Below are 4,123 nucleotides of genomic sequence, written 5' to 3' on the forward strand. Positions count from 1 at the left end.
TCGTGCTGCCGGTCGATCAGCCAGAGCGGCACCAGGATCATCGCTGCGGCCAAGCCCAGCAGCGCCAGCAGGAGAGCCACGGCCGCGGCACGGCTGGCAGCGGGGGTCGCGACGAGCCCGTTCATGGCACGCCTCCCTGGGCGGGATCGACGGGCTCCGCGGGATCGGGGGGATCGTCCATGTCCACGGCCGCCTCGGGACCGGCACCCGGCGCGGTGACTCGGGGCAGTTCCGCCCCGCCCGGCCCCATCTCCAGCCCGTCCTCCCCGAGCGGGCGGACCTGCGCATCGGCGGCGAGCTGGGCGGTCAGGGTGAAGCGGTCGACCTGCAGGCCGAACAGCTCCGGCGCCACCGACGGCCCGCGCGTGCTGGAATTGCCCAGCGCGGCATTGCCGAAGCGCGGGTCAGCGCCGATCAGGGCCAGCACCCGCGGCGCCTCGCTGGCCTCCCCGGTCAGCGTGATCTGGTTGCCGGCCAGCTCGAAGCGCGACAGCCAGGCATCGTCCGGCAGCGCGCGGGAGATGATCTCTAGCGCCACCAGCGAGGACGGCCGCTCGGCCCGCCGGGCGTTGAGGAAGTTGGCATCCGCCAGCGCCTGCAACCGCTCGGCCTGGGCGAGGTCGGCCTCCTGCCGCCGCTCGACGAGGCGCTGCTCCTGGGCGCGACGCTCCTCGACCAGGGCCGAGCGCTGCCAGATGTCATAGGCCAGCACGAGGGTGACCAACGGCACCAGGGCCGCCACGCCGATGAACGCCATCAGCCCGAGCCGCGACCCACGCCGGCCCTTGCCCTGGAGGAGGTCGACGCGCGGCAGCTCGTCGACATGGACGCCCGCCACGTCGATCACCGCCGGCTGCAGCTCGAAGCCGGCCAGCGTGCCGAGCAGCCGGTCGATGACCTCGCGCGGCGCGAAGGTGGCCTCGATCCGGATCTTGCCGGTCTCGGCCGGGCGGTCGATTACCCGGGCATCATAGGCGATCTGCTCGGGCGTCCAGGGGGTCAGCACGTCGACCCGGTGCGCCAGCACGTCCTGGAGATGGCGCTCGGCCGCCGCCGGCAGCTCGTCGCGCGTAACCAGTCCCTCGCTGGCCGGCAGGCGCAGCACCACCGGCATCCTGCTCCGGCGGATCCGTTCGGCCAGCTCGACCGACTGCTCGTCCGGCACCAGCCGGGGTTCGGCCACGCCGCGCTTGACGTCGATCCGGCTGGGCCGCGGCAGGTCGAGCCGGCCGAGATCGACCGCGTCGTCCGTGCCGCGGCGGACCATCACCCGGAAGCCCACGCCGTCATAGAGCAGGATCACCGCCTTGCGCAGCAGGGGGTCGCGGCGCCGGCGCGGCAGGAAGCTGCCGAGCTCGCCGGTCCACCACTGCCAGAAGCGCTGGAAGCCGTTGCCCGTGTCCGCCTCGTCCAGGGTGGCCGCACTCATGACCGCACCCCATCCTGGCCCGGTGCCGGCGGTGGCGGCGGCGGTGCGTCCAGAGTCTGGCGGTCCAGCACCACGAAGGGCAGGCGCTGGGCGCTCTGTGCTGCGGCGGCTTCGGCCCCGGCCGCCGTGACGGCCAAAGGCGCATCGCCGGTCTCGCCGGTCTGGCCGCTCTCGCCGGCGCCGGCATCGCCGCCGTCCTGGCCGTCCTCGAAGGCCAGGAGGAACCGGTCGGTCCGGCGCAGGAGCCCGTCGATCGTGGCCTCCACCGTCAGGCGCATGACCTGCCTGGCTGGACCCGTGGCGTCACCCTCCTCCCCGTCTTCCTCCCCGGGCTCCGGCGCCGTGCTCGGATCCTCCGCGATCTGGGCCAGCACCTTGGAGAGCTCGGCTGGGGACTTGGCCCGCGCCTCGGCGATCATCTGCTTTTGCGAGCGCGACAGGAACGGCAGCACGTCGATCAGCTCCTGCCGGGCGAACTTCAACTCGACGTTCGGCGCACCGGTGGCGGTGGTGAGATAGGGCCGCACCCGCTCCGCTATGCTCGCGTCCATGCCGGTGGCCGCCAGCCACGCGTCCACGCTGACGAACGGCCGAGGGGCGGAGCCGATCACGGCGCCAGCCCGGCTCGCCCGCTTCTTGCCTGCCTCGGTGACCTCGATCGCGCGCGTGGCGACCTGGCGATCCGCGATCTTCTCCAATAGGGCACGCAGGACCCTGGGGTCGCCACGGTTCACGTCGATCCTTCCCATCTCCGGTTCGGCATGCAGGTACAGGCTGACCCCGTCCGCCACCACCCGGCTCGTCATCGCACGGCCGGACAGCATCATCGCCTCGATCCCGTTGCTCGGCTCGACCGCCGGCTCCCCGGAGGCATCCGACAAAGAGCGCTCGGTCTCCCCGCTGTCCATCGTGTCGCCGCCGGTGTCGAACCCGCTGTCCAGGCCGTCGTCGCTGTCGGCCAAGGCGGCATTGGTCTCGGCATCGGCCTGGGCCTCGGCTTCGGCCTCAGCCTCGGCATCGCGCCGGGCGGCCTCGGCGCGCTCGCGATCCTCGATCTCCCGGCTGCTGCGCAACTGGTTGTAGAGCATCTGGGCAAACTCGCCGTCGATCGCGGCACTGGCCCTCAAGCGCGCCTCGGCCATGTTGACCTCCAGCGAGCCTTCGCGGACCCGGCCGGAGAAGCCCAGCGCCATCACCGCGAGCACGCCCGTCATCCAGATCACCACCAGCACGGCGCTGCCGCGGCGGTCGCGGGTCATAGGGCGCTCCCCGACAAGAGCCGGCAGTCGACCCGCTCCTCGCCGCAGATGGCGGCACCCCGCACCGGGAAGGGTGCCACGATCTCCGGCATCGGCAGGGCACCCGGGCTGATCATGGCGAGTGCCACCGCCTGCGGGAGGTCGGTGGCATTGGGCGGCCAAGCAGTGACCCAGGCGGCGGGGCGCTCAGCGCGCACTGTGCCGAAATAGCGCAGCGCATAGCTGCCGCCGCGGTGGAGCACGATCGGTGCCTGGGCTTCCAGGTCCGGCACCGCCTCGGTCGGATCGTCGCCGATCGGCACCTTGCGCAGGAGCAGCTGCGCCACCCCGGCCAGGTTGTCGATCTGGAGCTCGACCAGCTGGAGCACCGGCGCCGGGCGGCCCTCGGGCTGGATCGCGATGAAGCGCAGCCGGTCGGGGCGGGCCTCGAACACCGGCTGGAGCCGGCCGTTGCGGTCGGGCACGTAGGGCCGGGCCCGGCCGACCTCGCGCACCAGCAACTGCTGCAGGTCGACCGCCGCGGTGAGCGCGGTGGTGCGCGTGTCACCCTTCTGGATCGCGAGATTGGTGGAGCCGAGCGCACTGGTGACCACGGTGGCGAGCACCGCCAGCAGGGTCATCGCCACCAGCAGCTCGATCAGGGTGAAGCCGGCTTCAGGGTGACGCATCGTCGCCTCCGAACCCGCCCCCACTTCCACCAAAGCCGCTGTCCCCGCCAAACCCGCCGTCGCCAAAGCCGCCATCATCGTCGCCGAACGAGCTGCCGTCGTCGCCGAAGCCGCCCGCCTCGTCGTCGTCCGCATCGTCGCCAAAGCCACTCCCCGGGCGGGTCGCCGGCTGCGGCACGGTGCGCAGGCGCTTGGTCTGCACCGAGAGCTGGCGGCCGTCCGGCCCCTCCACCGTCACCACGTAGCGCACCAGCTCCAGCTGACCGGCCTGCGGCTCGTTCTCCTCCGGATCGTCGCCGAGCGCCGGCGGGCGGGCCGGAAGGTCCTGGATCCGCTGGCGATCCAGCCGCCAGCGCAGCTCGCCCTCGACACCGGTCTGCAGCGGAAGCGGCCTCGCCAGGTCCAGATCGATCCGCTGCAGGATGCGTTCCGCCTCCAGCACCAGAGCGAGGCGCCCCTCGTCATAGCTGGTGCGGCGCAGACCGCTGGCGATGCCCTCGAACAGCACGGCCACCACCAGAGCCAGCACGGTGAGTGCCACCAGCACTTCGAGAATGGTGAAGCCGGCCTCCGCCGGCCTGCCGGGCAGGCCGCCCGGGATGACCGGTTCAGCCTGCATGGTCTTCCACGATCCGGATCCGGCCAGTGACGGGCGACACCAGGAGATGGCGCGCCTCGACGTCGTTGCCCACCAGCAGGCGCGCCGCGGACGCCTCGCCGCTCGGATAGAACAGCACGGCATCGCCGGTGCCGCCGGCCAGCTCCAG

General features: G+C 72.5%; 4 protein-coding genes. All 4 read right to left on the minus strand.

All coding sequences use genetic code 11. The features are described from left to right. Window positions 1-121: 121 nt before the first annotated feature. The 4 genes from EQG76_RS07170 to EQG76_RS07185 are packed head-to-tail and all read right to left on the minus strand — an operon-like array spanning window position 122 to window position 3,975. Entirely contained in the window at window positions 122-1,429 is a 1,308-nt protein-coding gene (locus EQG76_RS07170) for a PilN domain-containing protein (protein WP_159711931.1), read from the minus strand. Next, window positions 1,426-2,688 carry a type II secretion system protein GspK gene (locus EQG76_RS07175; protein WP_159711933.1) on the minus strand — a complete coding sequence of 421 codons (1,263 nt, stop codon included), beginning with the start codon at window positions 2,686-2,688 and terminating at the stop codon, window positions 1,426-1,428. Before EQG76_RS07175 ends, EQG76_RS07170 begins: the two co-directional genes overlap by 4 nt. Beyond that, on the minus strand, window positions 2,685-3,356 hold the full coding sequence (locus EQG76_RS07180; RefSeq protein ID WP_159711935.1) for a prepilin-type N-terminal cleavage/methylation domain-containing protein: 672 nt from the start codon (window positions 3,354-3,356) through the stop codon (window positions 2,685-2,687). The genes EQG76_RS07175 and EQG76_RS07180 overlap by 4 nt, the downstream gene beginning before the upstream one ends. Beyond that, entirely contained in the window at window positions 3,343-3,975 is a 633-nt protein-coding gene (locus EQG76_RS07185; RefSeq protein ID WP_159711937.1) for a PulJ/GspJ family protein, read from the minus strand. Before EQG76_RS07185 ends, EQG76_RS07180 begins: the two co-directional genes overlap by 14 nt. Window positions 3,976-4,123 lie beyond the last annotated feature (148 nt).

It is taken from the genome of Geminicoccus flavidas, from assembly GCF_009806515.1.
Lineage (GTDB): Bacteria > Pseudomonadota > Alphaproteobacteria > Geminicoccales > Geminicoccaceae > Geminicoccus > Geminicoccus flavidus.